Source organism: Sporichthyaceae bacterium, assembly GCA_036269075.1.
Classification (GTDB): domain Bacteria; phylum Actinomycetota; class Actinomycetes; order Sporichthyales; family Sporichthyaceae; genus DASQPJ01.
This window is the reverse complement of record DATASX010000030.1, coordinates 49,789-70,466: the sequence shown is the minus strand read 5'-3', so window position 1 is coordinate 70,466 and position 20,678 is coordinate 49,789. Positions and strand designations below refer to the sequence as shown.

Here is a 20,678-nt window from a genome sequence, read left to right as displayed (position 1 = left end):
TCCCTCACGCGGCGTCGCTGCGTCAGGCTTTCGCCCATTGCGCAATATTCCCCACTGCTGCCTCCCGTAGGAGTCTGGGCCGTGTCTCAGTCCCAGTGTGGCCGGTCGCCCTCTCAGGCCGGCTACCCGTCGTCGCCTTGGTGGGCCGTTACCCCACCAACAAGCTGATAGGCCGCGGGCCCATCCCTAGCCGAAAAACTTTCCACCTCAAGTGATGCCGCTCGAGGTCGTATCCGGTATTAGCCCCGGTTTCCCGGGGTTATCCCAGAGCTAGGGGCAGGTTGCCCACGTGTTACTCACCCGTTCGCCACTGATCCCCACCGAAGTGGTTCACCGTTCGACTTGCATGTGTTAAGCACGCCGCCAGCGTTCGTCCTGAGCCAGGATCAAACTCTCCGTTGATGTCTTTTGTATTGCCCCGACCACGGCGAAGTGGCGGGCCGACACCGGAGTGTCCTGGCAATCGATGACAGCCACTGACGAACTTGTCATCGACGACCAAAGGAATCCGTCTTTAGCGGGTACATAAGTACCGCACCCGCCGACGGGGTTATTTGGCATTGACTTTCGGCACGCTGTTGAGTTCTCAAGGTACGGACGCACACCGCTACTAGCCCTTTCGGGCCGAGTTTCGGGGCAACTCTCCGAGCTTACTCATCGGGGTTCTCGGTGTCAAACCGAGGCTCTCGACTTCTCGCTGTTCCCATAAACCATCGCCCGTTCCGGCACGAAGCCGAGCGGGTGTTCGGTTTTCTGGGAGCCGCCCTCCGGACCGGCCACCTTCGTGTCCGGCTCCCCTTGGGGGCAGCGACCAGAAGATTACGAGTGCCCCCCACGCGAGTCAAATCACTTGGCGCGTCGCGGCGAGTCTCGCCGGCCATTTGCGCGTTCGCCCAGCTCAGCGAGCCGGAGGAGGGGTCGGTACACCGGATCGGACCAAGGCGACGACAACGTCATCGAGTGTCAGAACTCCGGACGGACCGGTCGCCGACTCGATCACGGCCATCGGTGCTCGGGCCTCGCGCAGCTGGGCCAAGGCCTCCGGCAGCGGGGTGTCCGCGCCGATCGTCGGCATCGGCCGCACGGCCAACGCGACTTCGGACGCGGTTGCCCGGCGCAGGTGCAGCAAGTCCTTCGCGTGCACGTACCCGACCGGTCGCCCGGCATCGTCGACGACGGGGAAACGCATGTGCCGGGTGCGGACCGCGAGTTCCTCCAACGCGTCGGCGTCGGCGCCCAGCGGCAGGCTGTGCAGTCGGGCCGGCGGGATCGCCACGTCCCGGGCCCGGGCCGCGGTGAAGTCCAGCGCACCGGACATGAGCTGGTACTCGGCGTCGTCGATCAGGCCCGCCCGGTGCGACTGAGCCGCCATTGCCGCGACTTCCGACAGGCCGTAGGCCGACTCGCGGGCGTCCGGCGGCCGGATCCGGACCAGGCGCAACACCCCGTTGGCCATTCCCCGGATCCCCACCAGCGCCGGCCCGAACCAGCGCGAGAACCGCGCCAATGCCGGGCCCATGACTACCGCGACCCGGTCCGGGATCGCCAGGGTCAGGAACTTCGGCACCATCTCGCCGAACAGGACGTGGGCGGTCATCACCACCAACAGGCCCAGGGCCAACGCCACCGGATGCACGGCTTCGTGCGGCAGGCCCACCGCGCGCGCGGGCGCGCGTAACAAGTCGGCCATCGTTGGTTCGGCCAACGCGCCGAGTCCCACGGAGCACAAAGTCACACCCAACTGCGCGCCGGCCATCATCTGCACGAGGCCGTCCATCGCCTCCAGCGTCCGCTTCGCCCGCCGCGACCCGCCCGCGGCCAACGGTTCGACCTGCGAACGGCGGGCCGCGACCAAGGAGAACGACGAGGCGACGAAGAACGCATTGCCGGCCAGCAGCAGCACCGAGGCGCCCAGCGCCCACCCCGGATGACTCATGGTTGAGCCTCCACCGGGTCCGGGGCCGGCCGGCGGACCTCGACCTGGTCGACGCGGCGGCCGTCCATCGCCAGCACCCGCAGGTGGACCCCAGCCACGGTCACCTCGTCCCCGGCATGCGGCACACGCCCGAGGCTGCTCATGATCAGCCCGGCCAAGGTCTCGTAGATCGCGGAGTCGTCCGGCAGCTCGACCCCGGTGATGTCCCGCACCTCGTCCGGGCGCAGCAGACCGGACAGCGTCCAGGTCGTCGCGGTCCGGTCCTCGGTCGGCCGGTCCGGCTCGGTGTCGTGCTCGTCGAGCACCTCCCCGACCAGCTCCTCCAGCAGGTCCTCGAGGCTGACCACGCCGTCCAGGCCGCCGAACTCGTCGAGCACGATTGCCAGCTGCGCGGATTCCAGGAGCAGGCCCGCCAGCAGGTCGTCGACCGGCAGCACCGAGGGCACGAAGTGCGCCGGCTTGGTGATCTCCCCGACCCGGGTCGTGTCCCGGCGGGCCGCGGGCACCGCCCAGGCGTCGAGCAGGCTGACCACTCCGCGCACGTCGTCCACGCTCTGCCCGAGCACCGGGAAGCGGCTGCGGCCGGACTCCCGCGCGATCTCGATCAGCTCGGCGACGGAATCGGCCGTGCCGACCGTGGTGACCCGGGTGCGCGGGGTCATCACGTCCCACGCGTGCTTCTCGTCGAACGTGAGCACCTTGCGCAGTAGTTCGGCGGTGGTGTTCTGCATGGCGCCTTCCTCCGCCGAGCGCTGGACCAGGTACACCAGCTCCTCCGGGTTGCGGGCCGACGCGAGCTCCGCGGTCGGTTCGACGCCGAGCGCCCCGACCATGCGGTTCGCGACGATGTTCAACCCGCCGGAGATCGGCCGGGTCACGAATGTGAACAGCCGCAGCGGACGTTGCACCGCCCGCGCCACCCCGACCGGATGAGCCAGCGCCAGGTACTGCGGGACGAGCTCGCCGAGCACCATCGTCGCGACCGTCGAGAGCGCCAGGCCCAGCGTCGCGGCGATCGCGTCGGCCGTCGAGGCCGAGGCACCCCAGTCCAGCAGCCGGGGTCGGAACAGGTTCGCGACGGACGGCTCGGCCAGGAAGCCGATGGCCAGGCTGGTCAGGGTGATCCCGACCTGGACCCCGGACAGCTGCGTGGTCAGCGTCCGCAGCGCCCGCAGCACCCCGGCCGCACCGGCGTCACCGTCCTTGGCGGCCTGCTCGACCGCGGTCCGGCTGACCGTGAGCAGCGAGAACTCGGCGGCGACGAACAACCCGTTCGCAACGACGAGGAGGAACGCCACCGCCAGGCCGGCGGCATCACCCATAGGTCTGCCGGCCCGCGCCGGTCAACCTACGTTGAGGCTGGCCAACGCCTTGTCCGCGTGGTCGGTGAATTTTATCTCCCCGGTGATCACGTCGACGATCTTCTGGTCCGTGCCGATCACGAATGTGATCCGACGCGTCGGGGCCAGCTTTCCCAGCAGGCCGCCCCGCCGAACCCCGTACTGCTTGGCGACCGTGCCCTCGACATCGGCGAGCAGCGGATAGTCGAACCCGTGCTTCTTGGAGAACTGGTCCTGCTTGGCAACCGGATCCATGCTGATCCCGACCCGCTGGGCGCCGGCCTTCGCGAACTCGGCGGACAGGTCGCGGAAGTGGCAGGCCTCCTTGGTGCAACCCGTCGTCATGGCGATCGGGAACCAGAACAGCACCACCGGACCGGCGGTGAGCAGTTCGCTCAGGCGCCGCGGGGTGCCGGTCTCGTCGGAAAGTTCGAAGTCCGGGGCCTGATCGCCCACCGAGAGCGCCATCGGTCCACCTCTTTCTCCTGCGCAGAGTCTGTCCTACCTGCCTTCGGAGGCCACCGACCGGTGGATGCCCGGCGTTTCGGGCATGCAGCCCGGGCGTGGCACGCTGCGGTCGTGCCGATCGCCATCGCCCACCGCGCCCCGTCCTCGGCGGCCCGCTGCGCCAAGCTCCTCAAGCTCGGAGTCACCGTGTTCGAGGTTGACGTCCAGTCGCTGGGCGGTGAGTTGGTCAGCTCCCACTTCCTGTCGCCGTGGCCGGCGTTCCCGCGCCTGCGCCGCGACCGCTGGGCGCTCACGTTGGGCCGGCACCGCAGGGAGATCGCGCTCCGTGCGGCCGCGGCGGCGATCCCCGCGCAGGCCCGGATCCTGCTCGACCTGAAGATCGACCACGGCCCGGGCGCCCATGCGCTGGCCGCCGCGGTGGTCGGCGCCGGGCTGGACCCGGACCGGTTCATCGTCTGCACCAAGGGCTGGGACACACTGCCGCTGCTGCGCGAGCACGGCCTGGCGACCTGGCGCACGGTCGGCGACCCGGAGGCGCTGCACGCGGCGCTCGCCACGCCGGTACCGGACGTTGCGGTCACCGTCCAGCACGAGCTGTTGACCGCGCCGGTCATCGCGGAGCTGCACGCCGCCGGAACCGCGGTCATGACCTGGACGGTCAACGACCTGGCCCGTGCCCGCCGACTGGTCGAGGACGGGGTCGACGGGGTCACCTCGGACAACCCCGCGGTCCTGCGGGCGGTCGCGGCAGCACGGTAAGTGGGCCGGGGAAACAGGTCCGCCCCACCGGCAGAACCGGTGGGGCGGGCAGGTCGGCCGTGGTGCGATGGTCGCCTCGCGGCGATTTGCACGAACGCGGCCCCAGCCGAACTGGGTTCCCGCGACGGCATTTATTTATGAGACCCGGGGACACATAGCGCACCCGTGCCGACCTACGGCCCATCGTAAGCCGGAACCCGGGAGCGTGCGCAATGGACTCACCCAGAAGATCGGAAGTCGCCGGGACGGACGGGGTCGAACTGCTCGTCGCCGCGGCGGGCCGGTTCAGCTCAGCGTGAGCCAACCCTGGACGTCGACGTTCCAGCCCGACGACTTGTCGCTTCTGGCGTGCTCGACGCTGATCTGCACGGTGTGCCGGCCAGGTGTCAGGTCGGTCAGCAGCAGCACGATCGACCGCTGCATCGGGTTGGCGGAGTACAGGTCGACGTATCCGCGGCGTTGCCCGTCGATGTCGACGAGGGCGCGACCGAGAGCGGCGCCGCGGTCGGCGACCCAGGCGAACTGGGTCCCGGTGAAGCTGAACGAGGCAGTCGCCGACCGGGCGCCGCTGGACATCTCATTGCCGAACAACGAGTCGGCCATCGCCCCGGCGCTCCAATCCGTGGTCGGCGCGTAGAGCACACCGTCGCGCTGCCCGGACAGGGACGCCCGCACGGGACCGACCTGCACCCAGTCGCCGGGAACCGCCGCGAGCCCGAACGCCCGGACCCGCACGTAGATCGGCTCCCCGGGTTTGACCCCGATCGGCACCGCGCCGTCGTAGCCCTTGCCGGTCGGCACGTCGGACCAGGTCTTCCCGTCGCTGCTGCGCTGCAGTTGCAGCGCGGTGGCGGCGCCGGTGAGCGCAGGCAGTCCTACCGAGACGGTGACCGACGCCGTGGTGACCCGCCCGGGCGTCAACAACAGCCGCGGCGCCGCGACCGACGGACCGAGCAGGCCGTGCGCGGCGCCCGGGAGCGGCGGGATCAGGGTGTAGAGCATCCGGTTCGGGGAGCCGGTGGGCAGGCTGCTGAGCACCCCCGGAGTGGACAGGCCGCGGATCGCGGCGCTGACCTGAGCCGGGGTTGCCGTTGGGTACAGCTGCAGGTACTGGGCCACCGCGCCGGCCACGTGCGGGGCGGCCATCGACGTCCCGGACAGCGTGGCGACCTCGTTGTCGCCGGTGCCGTAGTCGGAGATGATCGAGTCGCCGGGCGCGTACACGTCCACGCACTTACCGGCGTTCGAGTAGTCGGCCGGGACGTCCTTCTCGGTGGTCGCGCCCACGGTGATCGTGCCGGGTTCCCGGGCCGGTGAGTACGCGCAGGCGTCACCGCTGTCGTTGCCTGCCGCCACGACGTAGCTGACCCCGTGCGCGATCGAGTTGGCCACCGCCGCATCCAGAGTGTCCGAGGTGACCCCGCCCAGGCTCATGTTCGCCACCGAGGCGCCGGTGTGGTGATCGGTCACCCAGTCGACGCCCTCGATCACCCCGGAGACGGTGCCGCTGCCGTCGCAGTCCAGGACCCGGATCGGGACCAGGTTGACCTGCTTGGCGACGCCGAACGCGGTGCCGCCGAGGGTGCCGGCCACGTGAGTCCCGTGCCCGTTGCAGTCGTCCGTGCCGTGCGAGTCCTCCACGGAGCTGAACCCGGCCGTGACCCGCCCGACCAGGTCGCGGTGGCTGGCCCGGATCCCGGTGTCGATGATGTAGGCGTTCACCCCGGCGCCGGTCTGCGTGTAGTTGTACTTGCCGTCCAGCGGGAGCCGATGCTGGTCGATCCGGTCCAGGCCCCAACTCGGCGGGTTCGGCTGGACCGAGGTGACCCCGACGGTGACGTCCGGTTCGATGCTGACCACGTGCCGGTTCGCGCGCAGGTGGGCCAGCACCGCCGCGGGCAGCACGGCGGCGAATCCTTGCACCGCGTGGGAGTAGGTGTAGTAGATCTCGCCGCCCTGCAGCTGCACGCGGTCGCGGACGGAGGTGATCAGGTCGACCGCGGTATCGGGGCGGAACCGGACGACGTAGCGGTCAGCGATCGGGTGGGAGTGGAATCTCGGTTGAGCGCGCGGGCTGACCTCGCGCCAGACCGGGGCGGAACGTTGATCCGGCGCGGCGGTCGCCGGGCCGAGCAAGCCGCCGGCCAGGCAGACCGAAGCGACGGCAGCGGCGAGCAAGCGCGCCGACACCCCGGTTCGAGCCACGAATCCCCCCAAACCCGAAATCGCTCGGTCGGACTCGCGGACCCCTCCCCCGCCCGACCTTCGGCGCACGCTATGAGGCCGGGACATTGCCGCGTGGGCGAATGACGCATTGCCATGAACAGTCCGGTATTGCACCGAATCGGCGGGACTTTTCCACCACCGTGGGACGGCTCGGAACGCCGCCAGAAATCAGATCTGACGCAGCGTCATGTGTTGGCGCCGCGGGCCGCGACGGCCCATCGGTCGACCACTTCTCCGGCATCGGTAACCAGGAGTTCGTCAGCCAGATTCACCGCGTTGCAAACATGATTCGGGACCACCGCGACGGTGCTGCCGAGGTCCGGCAACGCCTGTGGCCAGTGCACTGTGGCGTGGTGCTCGGACAGCGCGAGGACCCGGGCCGCGGGGTGTCCGAGCACGGTCCCGAAACCACTGGCCCAGGCCGGTCGGTCGGCGCCCAGAACCTTGCTGCCGGCATCGAGAATCACCCGGTCGGCGCAGCGGCTGACCACCGTGCCGACGGCCACCAGTGCGACGTCCCCCGGCAGGCAGCTGCCCAGCTCGAGCTGTTGCGAGTCGCCGAACACGTACACCCCGGGACGCAGCTCCGACACCGCCCCGGCGACGGTGGCGGCGGCGCTCGGCGTCGAACCGCCGCTGCGGACCTGCACGGGCAGACCGGCGGCGCGGATCGACTCCGCCGCCCGGGTCAGGGCGGCGGCCTCGTCGGCTGCCGCCGGAGAACCGGACCCGGGCGCGTAGGAGTGCCCAGGGAACGTGAAGACCCCGGCGACCGGCAGCCCGGCACGGGAGGCGGCCACCGCCACCACGCCGGCCTGCGCCGGGTCGACGCCGCTGCGGTGGTGGCCGCTGTCGACCTCGACGACGACCGCGACCGCCTCGCCGACATGGCGGGCCAGTGCTTCCGCCGACTCGGCGGAGTCGACCCCGACCCGCACCCGGGCCCGTTCGGCCAGTGCCCGCAGCCGGGCCCCGCGCCGCGCGTCCACCCACAGCGGATACGCGATGAACAGGTCGTCGCAGACCGCCGCGAACACCTCGGCCTCCGCGACGGTGGCCACGGTCAGCCCGACCGCCCCGGCGGCCAACTGCCGCACCGCGATCTCGAGGCACTTGTGGGTCTTGGCATGCGGCCGCAGGCCGGCACCGAGGTCCTGGGCGCGGCGGGCCATCGCGGCGATGTTCGCCTCGAGCACGCCCGCCTCTACCAGCAGGCAGGGCGTGATCAGGCCCTCGGGCACCAGCACGCAGGCATGGTCCCACCGCGGCCGGCGGGCTCCGCGCCGGCCGGCGGGTCGGGCCCCGCGAGACCGGGAACGGGACTGTCGGTGGCGGCTGACAGGCTGTTGGTCCGATGTTGCACGTGCACCGTTCCGCCTCACCCGATGCGCTGGTCGACGCCCTGGCCGGGCTGCTCGGCCAGCCCGCCGGCGACCCGTTCGTGCCGGAGATCGTCGCTGTGCCGGCGAAGGGCGTCGAGCGATGGTTGGCACAGCGGTTGTCGCACCGACTGGGCGCCGGGTCCGGTGCGGCCGGGGTGTGCGCGAACGTGCAGTTCCCGGGGCCCGACCGACTGCTCGACCAGGCGCTGGCCGCGACCGGCCCCGAGGCCGCCGACGCGGTTGCGCAGTGGGACCCGGACCGAGCGGTGTGGCCGTTGCTCGAGGCGCTGTCCGGTTCGGCCGATAGCCCTGGGGCGGAGCGGGGCGGCTCCGCGCGCCGGTACGCGGCGGCCGCGCGGTTGGCGGCGAACTTCGCTCGCTACGGCCAGGAGCGTCCGGCAATGCTGCGGTTCTGGGCCGCCGGCAACGACGTCCTGGACGACGGGCGGCCGCTGCCCACCGACCTGGCCTGGCAGCCGCCACTGTGGCGGCGACTTCGGGAAACGCTCGGCCCCAGCCCGGGGGAGGTGCTGCCGGAAGCGGTCACGCGGTTGCGGTCCGACCCGGGCGTGGTCGACCTGCCGGACCGGCTCTCGATCTACGGGCCGACCCGGTTCACCGCGGCCCGACTGGAGGTGCTCGCCGCGTTGGCGGCCGGACGCGACGTGCACGTGTGGTTGAACCACGCCTCACCGGCGGCCTGGGACGCGGTGGCGGCCGGGCACCGACCGGAGCATCCGCTGCTCGCGTCGATGGGCCGGGAGGTCGAGGCGCTGCAGCAACGGTTGGCCGCGGTCGCACCGGAGGCCGTCCAACATCTTTACGCTGCACCGGCGCCCGCGGACGATCTGCTCGGCCGGTTGAAGTCCGCGTTGGCGACCGACCGGGTGCCGGCCGCCGCCGACCGGCCGGTGCTGGACACGGCGGACGCCTCGGTGGTGGTGCATTCCTGCCACGGCCGGGCCCGGCAGGTCGAGGTGCTGCGGGAGGCCCTCCTGCAACGGTTGGCCGCCGACCCGACGTTGCAGCCGCGCGACGTGCTGGTGATGTGCCCGGACATCGACGAGTTCGCGCCGCTGGTCGCCGCGGCGTTCTCCGACGCGGGCGGGGTCGCGGGGCACCCGGCGGGCCGGTTGCGGGTGCGGTTGGCCGACCGCGCCCCGCAGACCACGAACCCGTTGCTCGCGATCACCGCCACGCTGTTGCGACTCGCGGCCGGCCGGGTCACCGCCTCGGACGTCCTCGACCTCGCCGCCACCGGCCCGGTGCGGAGGCGGTTCGGTTTCGACACCGACGACGCCACCCGACTGCGCGACTGGGTCGGGGCCTCCCGGATCAGTTGGGGGCTGTCTGGTGAGCACCGGGCCGACTACGGACTCGGCGGGATCATCGAGGGGACCTGGCGCGACGGCCTGGACCGGTTGCTGCTCGGCGCCACCATGGAACCCGAGGCCGGGTGGCTCGGCGACGCGACCCCGTGTGACGACGTCGACTCGGCCGACCTGGACCTGCTGGGCCGGTTCGCCGAACTGCTTGACCGGTTGACCCATGCGCTGCGGGCCTTCCGGGCACCGCGGCCGGTCGAGGGATGGACCGAACTGCTGCGTGAGTCGGTGCTCGCGGTCGCCGCGCCGCTGGAACCGTGGCAGGGCACGGCCTTCACCGCGCGGCTTGCCGAACTGGCTGCCGACGCCGCCGGCCACGACGTCACGTTGAGTCTGGCCGACATGACCGAACTGTGGGACCGGCGCTGCGTGGCCCGGCCGACCCGGTCGGGCTTCCGTACCGGCGGGTTGACCGTCGCCACGATGGTGCCGATGCGCTCGGTGCCGCACCAGGTGGTGGCGTTGCTCGGTCTGGACGAGGGCACATTCCCGCGCAGCGGTGTGGTCGATGGCGATGACCTGCTCTCCCGCGACCGCCGGGCGGGTGAACGCGATCCGCGCTCGGAGGACCGGCAACTGCTGCTGGACGCGGTGTGCGCGGCCGGCGAGCACCTGCTGATCTTCTGCACCGGGGCCGACGAGCGGACCGGCCTATCGGTGCCCCCGGCCGTGCCGCTTGGTGAGCTGCTCGATGCCCTCGACGCCCTCGCCACGACACCGGAAGGCCGGGTCAGCACGGAAGTGACGGTGCGTCACCGGTTGCAGGCGTATCACCCGGAGAACTTCGCTGCCTCGGCTGCACTCGTCCGGCAGGCCTCGCGGCGACCGGTCAGCTTCGACGTCGCGGCGGTGGCCGGGGCGCGGGCCCTGCTTCGCGACCGGGCGCCGGAACCGCCGCTGCTCGGCGAACTGCTGCCGGTCGTGCCCGGTGCCGACGTCGAACTGGACGATCTGCGCTCGATGCTGGTGCACCCGGCGCGCGCGTTCCTGCTGCAACGGCTCGGGGTGCGACTGCCGTTCGAGGAGGCCGATCCGCCCGACGAGTTGCCGGTGAAGCTCGACGCCCTGGCGGAGTGGGCGATCGGGGAGCGTTTCCTGAACTGCCGTCTGCGTGATCTGACGGTGGATCACTGTCTGGGTGCCGAGCGCCGGCGGGGCACGCTGCCGCCGGGCATGCTCGGCCATTCCGCGGCGATCCGTATCGGCCAGGCCGCCGAGGCGATCACCAACGTCGCCCGGACGCACACCGCGATCGCCGCGGACAACCTCGACGTGTCCACGGCGGTTCCGGTGGGCGGGGTTAGCCGCACCGTGGCGGGCACGGTCGCGGGGGTCCGCGGCAGCGAGTTGGTCCGGGTGTCCTACTCCCGGGTCGGGCCCAAGCATCTGCTGAGCGCCTGGCTGGAAGTGCTGGCTTTGACGGCGGCGCGCCCGCACACCGCCTGGCGGGCGGTCGTGATCGGCCGCAACCGGCAGGACGGCTCCCGTCGCGTGCTCGGTCCGGTCGAGGCCGGCGAGGCCGAGACGACCCTGGCCGACCTGGTCGCGCTGTACGACCGCGGACTGCGTGGGCCGCTGCCGCTGCCGCTGAAGACCGCGCACTGCTACGCCGAGGCGGTCCGGCGGGGCAGCAACTCGACCAACGCCTTGCGGGCCGCCGCGGCCGAGTGGCAACGACGCGAGGGCGGCGAGTCCAGCGACCCGGCCAACGTGCTGGTGTGGGGCCCGGAGGCCGACGTCGAGTCGCTGGCGGCCGCGGGCCTGGGCGATGCGGCGACGCTGCTGTGGGATCCGGTGCTGCGGGCCGCGGCGGGGGCACGCCGATGAACGAGCGCAGCGAGCGAATCAATGTCACAGTGTCCGCCACCTCCGACCAGTGCGGGCGATCGATGGTGCGCCGATGAGTACGACGGTCGGATCAGGCTCGGGAACCTTGCACCGACGGGTGTCTGACGGTGCCTCAGGGCTGGAACCGGTGCCGTTCGACGTGCTCGCTCCGCTGCCGACCGGGACCACGCTGCTGGAGGCCAGCGCGGGCACCGGCAAGACCTGGACGATCGCGGCGCTGGTCACCCGGTACGTCGCCGAGGGCGTCGTCGACCTGGCCCAACTGCTGCTGATCACCTTCGGTCGGGCCGCCACCCGCGAGCTGCGGGAGCGGGTCCGGGAACGGCTGACCGAGGCACGCGACGCGTTGAGCGCGTTCGTCGCGGACGGTTCGGCGCGGCCTGTCGACCCGTTGCTCGCCCACCTGGCCGATGGGTCGAGCGACGTCGTCGCGCGACGGCTGGCCCGGCTGTCCGCCGCCACCGCGGACTTCGACGCGGCCACGATCGTGACCACGCACCGGTTCTGCCAACTCGTGATCCGCGGCCTGGGCTCGGCCGCCGACGCCGACCCGGACACCGAACTGGTCGAGGACATCAGCGAGCTGGTGCGCGAGGTGGCACTCGACCTGTACGTGCGGCGCTGGGCGGTCGCCGGCGACCCCACGTTCGGGGTGCGCGACGCGTTGGACATCGCCGCCGCGGCCGCCGGCGACCGGCACGCCGAGCTCGCGCCGGACCCGGCAAGCGAGACCGGTCCGGCAGCTGTCCGGACCAGATTCGCGCAACGGGTGCGGCACGACGTCGTCGCGCGGCTGCAGGCACACCGGGCGATGAGCTTCGACGACCTGCTGATCGGGTTGCGCGACGTGCTGGTCCACCCGCAGGCCGGGCCGGCGGTGGCCGCCCGGCTGCGCGAGGAGTTCCGGGTCGTGCTGGTCGACGAGTTCCAGGACACCGATCCGGTGCAGTGGCAGATCCTGCGCACCGCGTTCGCCGGCCACACCACCTTGGTGCTGATCGGCGACCCGAAGCAGGCGATCTACGCGTTCCGCGGTGGCGATCTGCACAGCTACCTGGCCGCGGCGGCCTCCGCCGACCGACGCGCCGGGCTGCCGGTGAACTGGCGCAGCGACGCCGGGGTGCTGCGCGGGCTCGACGCGGTGTTCTGCGGGGCGGCCCTCGGCGACGACCGGATCGTCGTGCGGCCGGTGCAAGCCGGACGACCCGAACCTCTGCTGCACCGGCCCGACGGTCGAGCCGCGGTCCAGCTGCGGATGCTCGACACCGCCGGGTTCCCGACGTCCAAGGACGGGCTGCCCCTGGCGCCGCAGGTGCGCGAGCGCGTCACAACCGATCTGGTCGCCGAGATCGTCGGGGTGCTCGGCGACGGCAGCACGCTGCGGGCGCGGCCCGAGGCGGAAGCGGTTGCCGTCACCCCGGGCGACATCGCCGTGCTGGTGCGGACGAATTCGCAGGCCGAGCAGGTGCGCACGGCGCTGCTGGCTGCCGGGGTGCCGTGTGTGCTGCAGGCCCGGACGAACGTGTTCGCCACCCGCGCGGCAACGGACTGGCTGGCCCTGCTGGAGGCGTTGGAGCAGCCGCACCGGGCGGGCGTGGTGCGGCGGTTGGCGTTGTCGGCGTTCGTCGGGGTCGGTGCCCGCACGTTGCTGGGTTGGGGCGACGCGGGACACGACGCGTTGGCGCAGCAGGTCCGTGCCTGGGGCGCGGTGCTGCGCCGCGACGGCGTCGCCGCGTTGTTCGCCGCCGTCGACGCCGACCACCGGGGCACCGCCCGACTGCTGGGGCGCACCGGCGGCGAACGACTGGCCACCGACCTGCGGCACATCGCCGACGTGCTGCACGCGGTCGCCACCACCGAGTCGCTCGGGCCGGCGGCGTTGTTGACCTGGCTGCGCCGGCGGGTGCAGGAGTCCGATCGGCTCGACCCGACGGCCGAGCGCAGTCGGCGGCTGGACTCCGATGCCCGGGCGGTCCAGGTGGTCACCGTGCACATGAGCAAGGGCCTGGAGTTCCCGCTGGTCTACGTGCCGTTCGGGTGGAGCCGGTGGGTCGACGAGCCGGACGTGGCTCGCTACCACGACCCGACCGGCCGGCGGCTGACCAACGTCGGCGGCCGGGGCAGCAGCGGGTGGCGGGAGGCCGTCGCGGCGCACCATCTGGAGGACGACGGCGAGGATCTGCGCCTGCTCTACGTCGCGGCGACCCGGGCCCGGTCGGCGTTGACCCTGTGGTGGGCGCGGTCGACGACGACGGCGTACTCCTCGCTGAACCGGCTGCTGTTCGGCGGGCCAGGCACCTCGCCCGGGTACCTGCCCGACGACGCCGCGGCACGCACCCTGGCCGCGGTCCGGGCTTCCGGGTCGGGAGGTGGACTCGCCACAGCCGATGTGACGGTCCGTCAGGTCCAGGTGTGGCAGGCCCCGCGGTCGCAGGCCTGCGACCCGGTGGCCGCCGTGCTGGACCGGGAGATCGACACCGACTGGCGGCGGACCTCCTACAGCGCGTTGACCGCATTGGCCCACGCCGCCGGGGAATCGGCCACCACCGCTGACGATCCGGACGCCGTCGGAACGGTCGACGAGGCCGCGGCGCCGGCGGTCGAGGCAGCGGCGGCACCGGCCGGGCCGCCGCCCCCGCCGATCGCGGATCTGCCGGGCGGCGCGGCCTTCGGCACCCTGGTGCACTCGGTGCTGGAGGCGGTAGACCATTCGGCGCCCGACCTGGCCGAGGTGTTGCTCGTCGAGTGCGGCGTCGCGTTGGGGCGGACCCCGTTGTACGGGGTCGAGCCGGGCGAGTTGGCGGCGGCGTTGGCGGTCACGCTGCGGACGCCGTTGGGCGAGGCGGCACAGGGGCGGTCGTTGGCCTCGTTCGGGCGGCGCGATCAGTTGAGCGAGTTGGAGTTCGAGCTCCCGTTGGCCGGTGGGGACCGCCCGGCGGGGCGATTGCGGCTGGCCGACCTGGCCCCGGTGTTGGATCGGACGCTGCGCCCGGACGACCCGGTGCGGGCCTGGCTGCCGCGGTTGGCCGGGCCGGAGTTGGCCGAGCAGCCGTTGCGCGGCTACCTGACCGGCAGCATCGACGCCGTGCTGCGGCTGGGTTCGGGTGCGTACGTGGTGGTCGACTACAAGACCAACCGGTTGCATCCGTTCGGAACCCCCGCCGACCTGCGGCACTACGCCCCGGATTCGTTGGCGGCGGCCATGAATGCGGCGGACTACCCGCTGCAGGCGTTGCTGTATCAGGTGGCGGTGCACCGCTATCTGACCTGGCGTCAGGTCGCCTATTCGCCGGAACAGCATCTCGGTGGCGCGCTGTACCTGTTCCTGCGCGGGATGCCCGGACCGGACGTCGCCGACTCGGCCGAACAGGTGCCCGGGGTGTTCACCTGGCGGCCGCCCGCGGCAGCGATCGTTGCGGTCAGCGACCTGTTGGCGGCCGGGCGATGACCGAAGGAGCCGTGGCGGGCCGCCCGGCAGGTGTCGCGTTCCGCGACGAGTTCAGCCCCGACCGGTCGTTGTGGTCCGACGGGCTGCTCGGTGAGTTCAACACCGCGGGCATCCTCTCGGCCGCCGACGTGCACGTCGCCACCGCGCTCGGCCGACTGGGCGGCGAGTGCGACCCGGCCGTGCTGCTCGCCGCAGCGTTGACCGTGCGCGGCACGCGGGGCGGCTCGGTGGTGCTGGATCTGGCGACCGTGGCCCAGGAGATCGTCCCGGACGACCCGGACCGGGCCGCGACCGACGACGACCTGGTTCCCGCCGGCGCCACGGCCGACCTGGACTGGCCGGAGCCGGAGCGGTGGCGGGCGGTGTGCGCGGCCAGTCCGTTGGTGGCCGGGCCGGGCGACCCGCCGGGTCGGCCGTTGCGGATGGTCGGCGGCTCGCTGTGGCTGGACCGCTACTTCAGTCAGGAACGCGAGGTGGCCGCGGATCTGCTGGCCCGGGCCGCCGCGGCCGCGCCCGAGGTGGACGAGGCGCACTTGCGCACGGCGCTGGACCGGCTGTTCCCGTTGGCCGGCGATGCGGATCAGCGGGTCGCGGCCGAGCACGCCGTCCGGTCGCGGCTGACCGTGATCGCGGGTGGGCCGGGTACCGGCAAGACCACCACCGTCGCGCGGCTGTTGGCACTGCTGTGCGACCAGCCCGGCCCACCACTGCGGATCGCCTTGGCCGCGCCGACCGGCAAGGCGGCCGCGCGGCTGACCGAGGCCGTGCAGTCCGCCGTCGCGAGCTTCGAGGCCGGCGACCGGGAACGCGTCGGGGAGGCCGTGGCCACCACCGTGCACCGACTGCTCGGGTTCCGGCCCGGCAGCCGGACCCGTTTCCGGCACGACCGCACCAACCGGTTGCCGCACGACGTGGTCGTGATCGACGAGACCTCGATGGTCTCGCTGACGCTCATGGCGCGGCTGACCGAGGCCGTGCGACCGAACTCGCGGCTCATCCTGGTGGGCGACCCGGACCAGTTGGCCTCGGTCGAGGCCGGCGCGGTGCTGGGCGACCTCACCTCGGGGGTCCAGGACGGCAGCAACGCGTTGGCACCCTGCGTCGCGCGGCTGACCGGGAGTCGGCGGTTCGCGGCGCAAGGCCGGATCGCGACGTTGGCCGCGGCCGTGCGGGAGGGAGCGGTCGAGGAGACGCTGCGGATCCTGCGGTCCGGCGTGGACGGCGTCGAGTTCGTCGAGCTCCCGCCCGGGGCGATCCCGGACGATCGGGCGCTGGCAGCCTTGCGGGCCGACGTACTGGCGGCGGGCGCGGCGATGACTGCGGCGGCCGCGGTGGGCGACGCGTCGGCGGCGCTGGCCGCGGCCGACAGTCACCGGTTGCTCTGCGCGCATCGGGCCGGACCGTTCGGCGTGCGGCTGTGGGGCGACCGGGTTGTCGCATGGCTGGCAGCGGCCGGCCACACCCCGGCAGCGCGGCCGGACGGCCGCTATCTCGGTGAGCCGATCCTCGTCACGGCCAACGACGCCGAACTGGAGCTGTTCAACGGCGACACCGGCGTCATCGTGGCGGCGCCGGATGCCGCGACCGGCACCGCCGCGGCCTTCCGGCGCGGTAGCCGGATCCGGACCGTGGCCGTGGCCCGGCTGCCGGCCGTCCGCAGCGTCCATGCGATGACCGTGCACCGGGCGCAGGGCAGTGAGTTCGCCCGGGTGACGATCATGCTGCCGCCACCGGATTCGCCCTTGGCGAACCGGCAGACGCTGTACACCGCGATCACACGGGCCGGGTCCGCGGTGCGGCTGGTCGGTTCGGTGGACGCGGTGGCCCGGGCGGTCACGCATCCGGCGGCACGGGCGACCGGGCTCGGGCCGCGATTGCGCGTCGCCGACGGGAGCTGACTGGGCGTCAGCCGGCCCGGGTGGCGCTTATGTGGACGACCGCGGAGCGGCGGCGGTGGTCGCCGGCGGCGAACGCGCGGGCCAACTTGGCGCGCAGGATCTCCGCCTCGGTCGGCGACAACGCCTCGGCCAGGAGCTCGGCGTAGGTCGGCGCGAGTGGGTTGGGCGCGGTGGCCAGGAACGCCTCGATGCTCGACGCGGGCGACCGGCCGTCGAGGACTTCGGCGTGGTAGTCCATCCGGACGTCGACGAAGCCGACCGCGGCCACCGTCGTGAACAGGTCGCGTTCGTCGAAGCTGAGCATCGCCGCGGCCTCGGGGGCGTCGGCCGCCGCGACGGCGTTGACCCGGGCGGCGAGTTCCTCGGCGCCGTGCACTGCGAAGCCCCACAGCCGGCCGGGGTCGCGGGCGCTGGTGAACCGGTTGATCGGCTCGAACAGGCCCAGGCGCCCGCCGGGGCGCAGCACGCGGTGCATCGCGGCCAACGCGGTTGCCTTGTCCGGGATGTAGATGAGCACCGAGCGGTCGGTGACCACGTCGAAGGCCGTGTCGGCGATGCCGCGAAGTTCCGGCAGGGCGGCGACGACGTAGGCGCAGCGCTCGTGCAGGCCGGCGGCCAGCGCGGCCTGCCGGCAGTGCTCCAGCAGCGTCGGTGAGATATCGCTGAGGACGACGCGGCCGGTAGGTCCGACGAGTTCGGCCGCGCGCAGGCCGATCAGCCCATCGCCGCAGCCGACGTCCAGAACGTGTTCACCGGGCTGGGGGTCGACCCCGGCCAGCAGTCGGTCGCGTATCCGGTGCAGCGCTGCCCGGGCGATCGCGCGATTCGCCGCGTCCCCGCCGTCGCGGCGGCGCAGCAACCAGTCAGCCCAGGGATCCGCCGCGCCGGACACCGCCGGATCAGGTTATTTGCCGGAGTCCTTGCACAGCTGGTTCAGGTCCAGACCACCGACGTTGGCGGTGAGGCACACCGGCAACGACGGGCCTCCGGGCGGCGCGTCGGCAAGGACCGCGGCGGCCCCGACGGAGGGCACGGCGATCAGCGCCGCGCCCGCGAGCAGGCTGCTGATCAGCAACCGGCGCATTGGCACTCCTCGGTTTGTACCGGCAAGTCTCGGGCGCCCGATGTTGCGCCGAAGCGCCCAAATCGAATGTACCCACCGAAAAGCCGCTGGGCGGGCTTTTAGCCCATCGTGTCCCGCCCGCGCGGCGGCCGCGCACCGAGCCTTCGATCTCCAACCGGTCGAGCCGACTGATCAGCGGCTCTGCGCGTCGCGCCAGGCAACCCACTCCTGCAGCTTCGACAGGTCGTAGTCCGGGCCACCCGCAGCCACGGTGAACATGCGGACGCCGGCTGCCAGCAGGTCGTCGGCCACCTCCTTGGGGCGCTTCTCCCCGACGCCGACCGACCGCTCGATCTCGGCGGGGTCGCGGTTGAGCGAGGCGCACCACTCGTCGAGCACCTTGCACTTGTGCGCGATCACATCGGGGTCGCCGAACCCGTGCCAGATGTCGGCGTACTGCGCGGTGATCTTCAGCGTCTTCTTCTCGCCGCCTCCACCGATCAGCACCGGGATCTTGCGGGTCGGTGCCGGGTTCAACTTGCCCCAGCGCTCGACGATGCGCGGCATCGCCTCGGCGAGCATGTCGAGGCGCCCGCCGGCAGTGCCGAACTCGTAGCCGTACTCGGTGTAGTCCTTCTCGAACCAGCCCGAACCGATGCCGAGGATCAACCGGCCCTTCGCGATGTGGTCGACGGTCCGCGCCATGTCGGCCAGCAACTCCGGGTTGCGGTAGCTGTTGCAGGTGACCAGGCAGCCGATCTCGGCGCGAGAGGTCGCCTCGGCCCAGGCGCCCAGCATCGTCCAGGCCTCGAAGTGCGCGCCTTCGGGTTCGCCGTAGAGCGGGTAGAAGTGGTCCCAGTTGAAGATCGTGTCGGCGCCGATGTCCTCGGCCCGGGCGACCGCGTCGCGGATCTGTTGGTAGCTCGCGTGCTGGGGTTGGATCTGGATTCCGATTCGGATCGGACGATCGGGCACAGGCTTCTCCTCGTCAGGTCGTAGCGCGGTACGGGGCGCCGGACACCGGGATCCTGCGGAGGCAACGCCCCGTCACCCACAATGCTTCCCCGGCGGCGGTGACTAATCTGACCCGACATGGTCCTGCTGACGCCGATGGGCGACTCGGTAACTGTCACGATGAAGGCGACGCCGGCCGCCGTTTGGGCGCTGGTCACCGACGTCACGCGGATCGGCGAGTTCTCCCCGGAGACGCTGGAGGGCCGCTGGATCGCCCCGGCGACCGGCCCCGCCGTCGGGGCGCGGTTCCAGGGGCACGTCAAACGAAACGGCCGCGGCCCCATGTACTGGACGACCGCTCGGGTGGTCACCGCCGACCCGGAGCGCGAGTTCGCGTTCGTGGTCGAGGTGCCGGGTGGCCGCGAGGTGAACACCTGGGGCTACCGCATTGCGCCCCGCGCCGACGGCAGCGAGGTCACCGAGTCGTTCCGGCTGACACCGAGCCTGCCGCTGAAGCTCTACTGGCTGCTGTTCGGACGGCTGCGGGTCACCACGAACCGCAACGGCATTCGGCAGACCCTGGAACGCATGAAGGCCGTGCTGGAGACCGACTGACCGCTACTGCTCCATCGTCACGAAGCGGTACCCGTGCGAGCGGTACCACGCAATGACCGCAGGCAGGGCCGCCACGGTGTTGCCCCGGTAGTCCGACACCACGGACAACGGCTCGTGACTGGCCTTCCCGGCGTGCATCAGCACGATCGGGTGGCTGCCCGGCGAGGCCGTCGCGGCGGCCACGATCCGATGCACTGCCGAAACTGACTGGTGGTCAGGTTGCTTCCAGTCCTCGGTGTCGACGCTCCACCCGATCATCGTCAGCCCCAGCGACCGCGCCACCTCCGGCAGCGCGTTGCTGGTCTCCCCTCCTGGTGCCCGGAACAGGCAGGTCCGTCGGCCGGTCAGCTTCTGCTGAACCGCGTCGGTGCGCCCGAGTTGGTCGCGCAGGTACGACTGCGACCAACCGCCGCGCACGTCCTTCGGGTACTGGTGGTCCCAGGTGTGGTCGCCGACCGGGTCGCCGGCGGCGGCCTCGGCGCGGATGTCGTCGGGGAACGCGGAGTCGTGCGCACCGGTGTCGAAGAAGGTCGCCGGGACGTCGTACTTCTCCAGCACCGCAAGGATCTTCGCCGTCCACGGACTCGGTCCGTCGTCGAAGGTCAGCGCCACGGTCTTCCCGGACCCGGGCGCCCGATCGATCACCCCGGGCCGCACCGGCGGACAACCTGCGGCCGAATCGGCCAGGGCCGGCGCGCCCAAGCCCGTCAGGCCGGTCGCGGTCAGACCGACGACCAGCAGGGCACGAAACGCGCGAGTAGGCACGATTCCAAGCTACGGCGTCAGCTGCGCCGCGAGTACGACGAATGCCAGATCCGGGCGCAACGGCAGACCGAACCGTGGATCACCCGCGGGGAACGGAACCCGATCCCCGGTCGGCACGTACCCCCGCCGCGCGTACCAGGCGATCAGATCCGTGCGCATCCACAGCACGGTCATCTCCATCCGCCTCGCCCCCAGCGACCGCGCGTGCTCCTCCGCGCGGGCCAGCAGCCACGACCCGATGCCGCCGCCCTGGGCGTTCGGGCGCACCGCGAACATCCCGAAGTAAGCGGTGCCACGGCCGCGATCGGTCACCGCGGCACAGGCCAGTGGGCCCTCGGCGTCGGGGACCACGAACATCCGGAACGTCGGATCGGCCAGTTCCTCGGCGAGCATCACGGCATCCAGACGTTGCCCGGAGAGCAGATCTGCCTCGGTCGTCCACCCGATCCGGGACGACTCACCCCGGTACGCGGATTCGATCAAAGCGACAAGTTCGGGAATGTCGTCAGCTGTCGCGACCCGTGGATCCGGAAAGCTTGCATTCACGCACAGATCTTGACAGGGCATTGCACTGGGCAGGTTGCCCGCGCG

The 20,678-nt window shown here is 72.0% G+C and carries 15 protein-coding genes and 1 rRNA gene; 5 read left to right on the top strand and 11 right to left on the bottom strand.

What is annotated here, in order from left to right:
• The 4 genes from VHU88_06000 to VHU88_05985 all read right to left on the bottom strand — a co-directional run.
• Positions 1–402 (bottom strand): 16S ribosomal RNA (locus VHU88_06000); the annotation flags it as partial.
• A 496-nt stretch (positions 403–898) separates the two neighbouring features.
• Positions 899–1,936 carry a hemolysin family protein gene (locus VHU88_05995; GenBank protein HEX3611221.1) on the bottom strand — a complete coding sequence of 346 codons (1,038 nt, stop codon included), beginning with the start codon at positions 1,934–1,936 and terminating at the stop codon, positions 899–901.
• The gene (locus VHU88_05990) at positions 1,933–3,258 is read right to left on the bottom strand and encodes a hemolysin family protein (protein ID HEX3611220.1); all 1,326 of its coding nucleotides are present in this window, start codon (positions 3,256–3,258) and stop codon (positions 1,933–1,935) included. Before VHU88_05990 ends, VHU88_05995 begins: the two co-directional genes overlap by 4 nt.
• Before the next feature lie 21 nt (positions 3,259–3,279).
• The gene (locus VHU88_05985) at positions 3,280–3,744 is read right to left on the bottom strand and encodes a peroxiredoxin (GenBank protein ID HEX3611219.1); all 465 of its coding nucleotides are present in this window, start codon (positions 3,742–3,744) and stop codon (positions 3,280–3,282) included.
• A 111-nt stretch (positions 3,745–3,855) separates the two neighbouring features.
• On the opposite strand from VHU88_05985, the gene VHU88_05980 reads away from it, so the two are divergent.
• Positions 3,856–4,503 (top strand): glycerophosphodiester phosphodiesterase family protein, encoded by a 648-nt coding sequence (locus VHU88_05980; GenBank protein ID HEX3611218.1) that lies wholly within the window; start codon positions 3,856–3,858, stop codon positions 4,501–4,503.
• 285 nt (positions 4,504–4,788) lie between these two features.
• On the opposite strand, the gene VHU88_05975 is transcribed toward VHU88_05980, so the two are convergent.
• Both VHU88_05975 and VHU88_05970 read right to left on the bottom strand, forming a co-directional pair.
• A complete protein-coding gene (locus tag VHU88_05975; protein ID HEX3611217.1) occupies positions 4,789–6,708 on the bottom strand; it encodes a S8 family serine peptidase in 1,920 nt (639 codons plus the stop codon).
• A gap of 206 nt (positions 6,709–6,914) precedes the next feature.
• Positions 6,915–7,976: an alanine racemase gene (locus tag VHU88_05970; protein ID HEX3611216.1), complete on the bottom strand. Its 1,062-nt coding sequence runs from the start codon at positions 7,974–7,976 to the stop codon at positions 6,915–6,917.
• Between the two features lie 107 nt (positions 7,977–8,083).
• Here VHU88_05970 and VHU88_05965 point away from each other — a divergent pair, with 107 nt between their 5' ends.
• From VHU88_05965 to recD, 3 genes are all read left to right on the top strand, one after another.
• On the top strand, positions 8,084–11,323 hold the full coding sequence (locus tag VHU88_05965) for an exodeoxyribonuclease V subunit gamma (protein HEX3611215.1): 3,240 nt from the start codon (positions 8,084–8,086) through the stop codon (positions 11,321–11,323).
• 73 nt (positions 11,324–11,396) lie between these two features.
• Positions 11,397–14,792, top strand: coding sequence for a UvrD-helicase domain-containing protein (locus VHU88_05960; protein ID HEX3611214.1), 3,396 nt, complete (start codon positions 11,397–11,399; stop codon positions 14,790–14,792).
• On the top strand, positions 14,789–16,690 hold the full coding sequence (recD, locus tag VHU88_05955) for an exodeoxyribonuclease V subunit alpha (GenBank protein HEX3611213.1): 1,902 nt from the start codon (positions 14,789–14,791) through the stop codon (positions 16,688–16,690). Before VHU88_05960 ends, recD begins: the two co-directional genes overlap by 4 nt.
• Positions 16,691–16,697: 7 nt before the next feature.
• On the opposite strand, the gene VHU88_05950 is transcribed toward recD, so the two are convergent.
• The 3 genes from VHU88_05950 to VHU88_05940 form a co-directional block, all read right to left on the bottom strand.
• Complete coding sequence (locus VHU88_05950) at positions 16,698–17,582, bottom strand: methyltransferase domain-containing protein (protein HEX3611212.1); 885 nt, start codon at positions 17,580–17,582, stop codon at positions 16,698–16,700.
• Positions 17,583–17,594: 12 nt separating this feature from the next.
• The gene (locus tag VHU88_05945) at positions 17,595–17,774 is read right to left on the bottom strand and encodes a hypothetical protein (GenBank protein ID HEX3611211.1); all 180 of its coding nucleotides are present in this window, start codon (positions 17,772–17,774) and stop codon (positions 17,595–17,597) included.
• Positions 17,775–17,945: 171 nt separating this feature from the next.
• Positions 17,946–18,728, bottom strand: coding sequence for an LLM class F420-dependent oxidoreductase (locus VHU88_05940; protein ID HEX3611210.1), 783 nt, complete (start codon positions 18,726–18,728; stop codon positions 17,946–17,948).
• A 117-nt stretch (positions 18,729–18,845) separates the two neighbouring features.
• Between VHU88_05940 and VHU88_05935 the strand changes: the two genes are divergently transcribed.
• Positions 18,846–19,322 (top strand): SRPBCC family protein, encoded by a 477-nt coding sequence (locus tag VHU88_05935; protein ID HEX3611209.1) that lies wholly within the window; start codon positions 18,846–18,848, stop codon positions 19,320–19,322.
• A gap of 3 nt (positions 19,323–19,325) precedes the next feature.
• On the opposite strand, the gene VHU88_05930 is transcribed toward VHU88_05935, so the two are convergent.
• On the bottom strand, positions 19,326–20,087 hold the full coding sequence (locus tag VHU88_05930; protein ID HEX3611208.1) for a polysaccharide deacetylase family protein: 762 nt from the start codon (positions 20,085–20,087) through the stop codon (positions 19,326–19,328).
• A 9-nt stretch (positions 20,088–20,096) separates the two neighbouring features.
• The gene (locus tag VHU88_05925) at positions 20,097–20,570 is read right to left on the bottom strand and encodes a GNAT family N-acetyltransferase (protein ID HEX3611207.1); all 474 of its coding nucleotides are present in this window, start codon (positions 20,568–20,570) and stop codon (positions 20,097–20,099) included.
• Between the last annotated feature and the right edge of the window lie 108 nt (positions 20,571–20,678).

Bases quoted from the DNA above. Each gene is read 5' to 3' on its own strand.
- VHU88_05960 (HEX3611214.1), top strand. From the start codon at position 11,397: ATGAGTACGACGGTCGGATCAGGCTCGGGAACCTTGCACCGACGGGTG.
- VHU88_05995 (HEX3611221.1), bottom strand. From the start codon at position 1,936: ATGAGTCATCCGGGGTGGGCGCTGGGCGCCTCGGTGCTGCTGCTGGCC.
- VHU88_05985 (HEX3611219.1), bottom strand. From the start codon at position 3,744: ATGGCGCTCTCGGTGGGCGATCAGGCCCCGGACTTCGAACTTTCCGAC.
- VHU88_05935 (HEX3611209.1), top strand. From the start codon at position 18,846: ATGGTCCTGCTGACGCCGATGGGCGACTCGGTAACTGTCACGATGAAG.
- VHU88_05965 (HEX3611215.1), top strand. From the start codon at position 8,084: ATGTTGCACGTGCACCGTTCCGCCTCACCCGATGCGCTGGTCGACGCC.
- VHU88_05990 (HEX3611220.1), bottom strand. From the start codon at position 3,258: ATGGGTGATGCCGCCGGCCTGGCGGTGGCGTTCCTCCTCGTCGTTGCG.
- VHU88_05945 (HEX3611211.1), bottom strand. From the start codon at position 17,774: ATGCGCCGGTTGCTGATCAGCAGCCTGCTCGCGGGCGCGGCGCTGATC.
- recD (HEX3611213.1), top strand. From the start codon at position 14,789: ATGACCGAAGGAGCCGTGGCGGGCCGCCCGGCAGGTGTCGCGTTCCGC.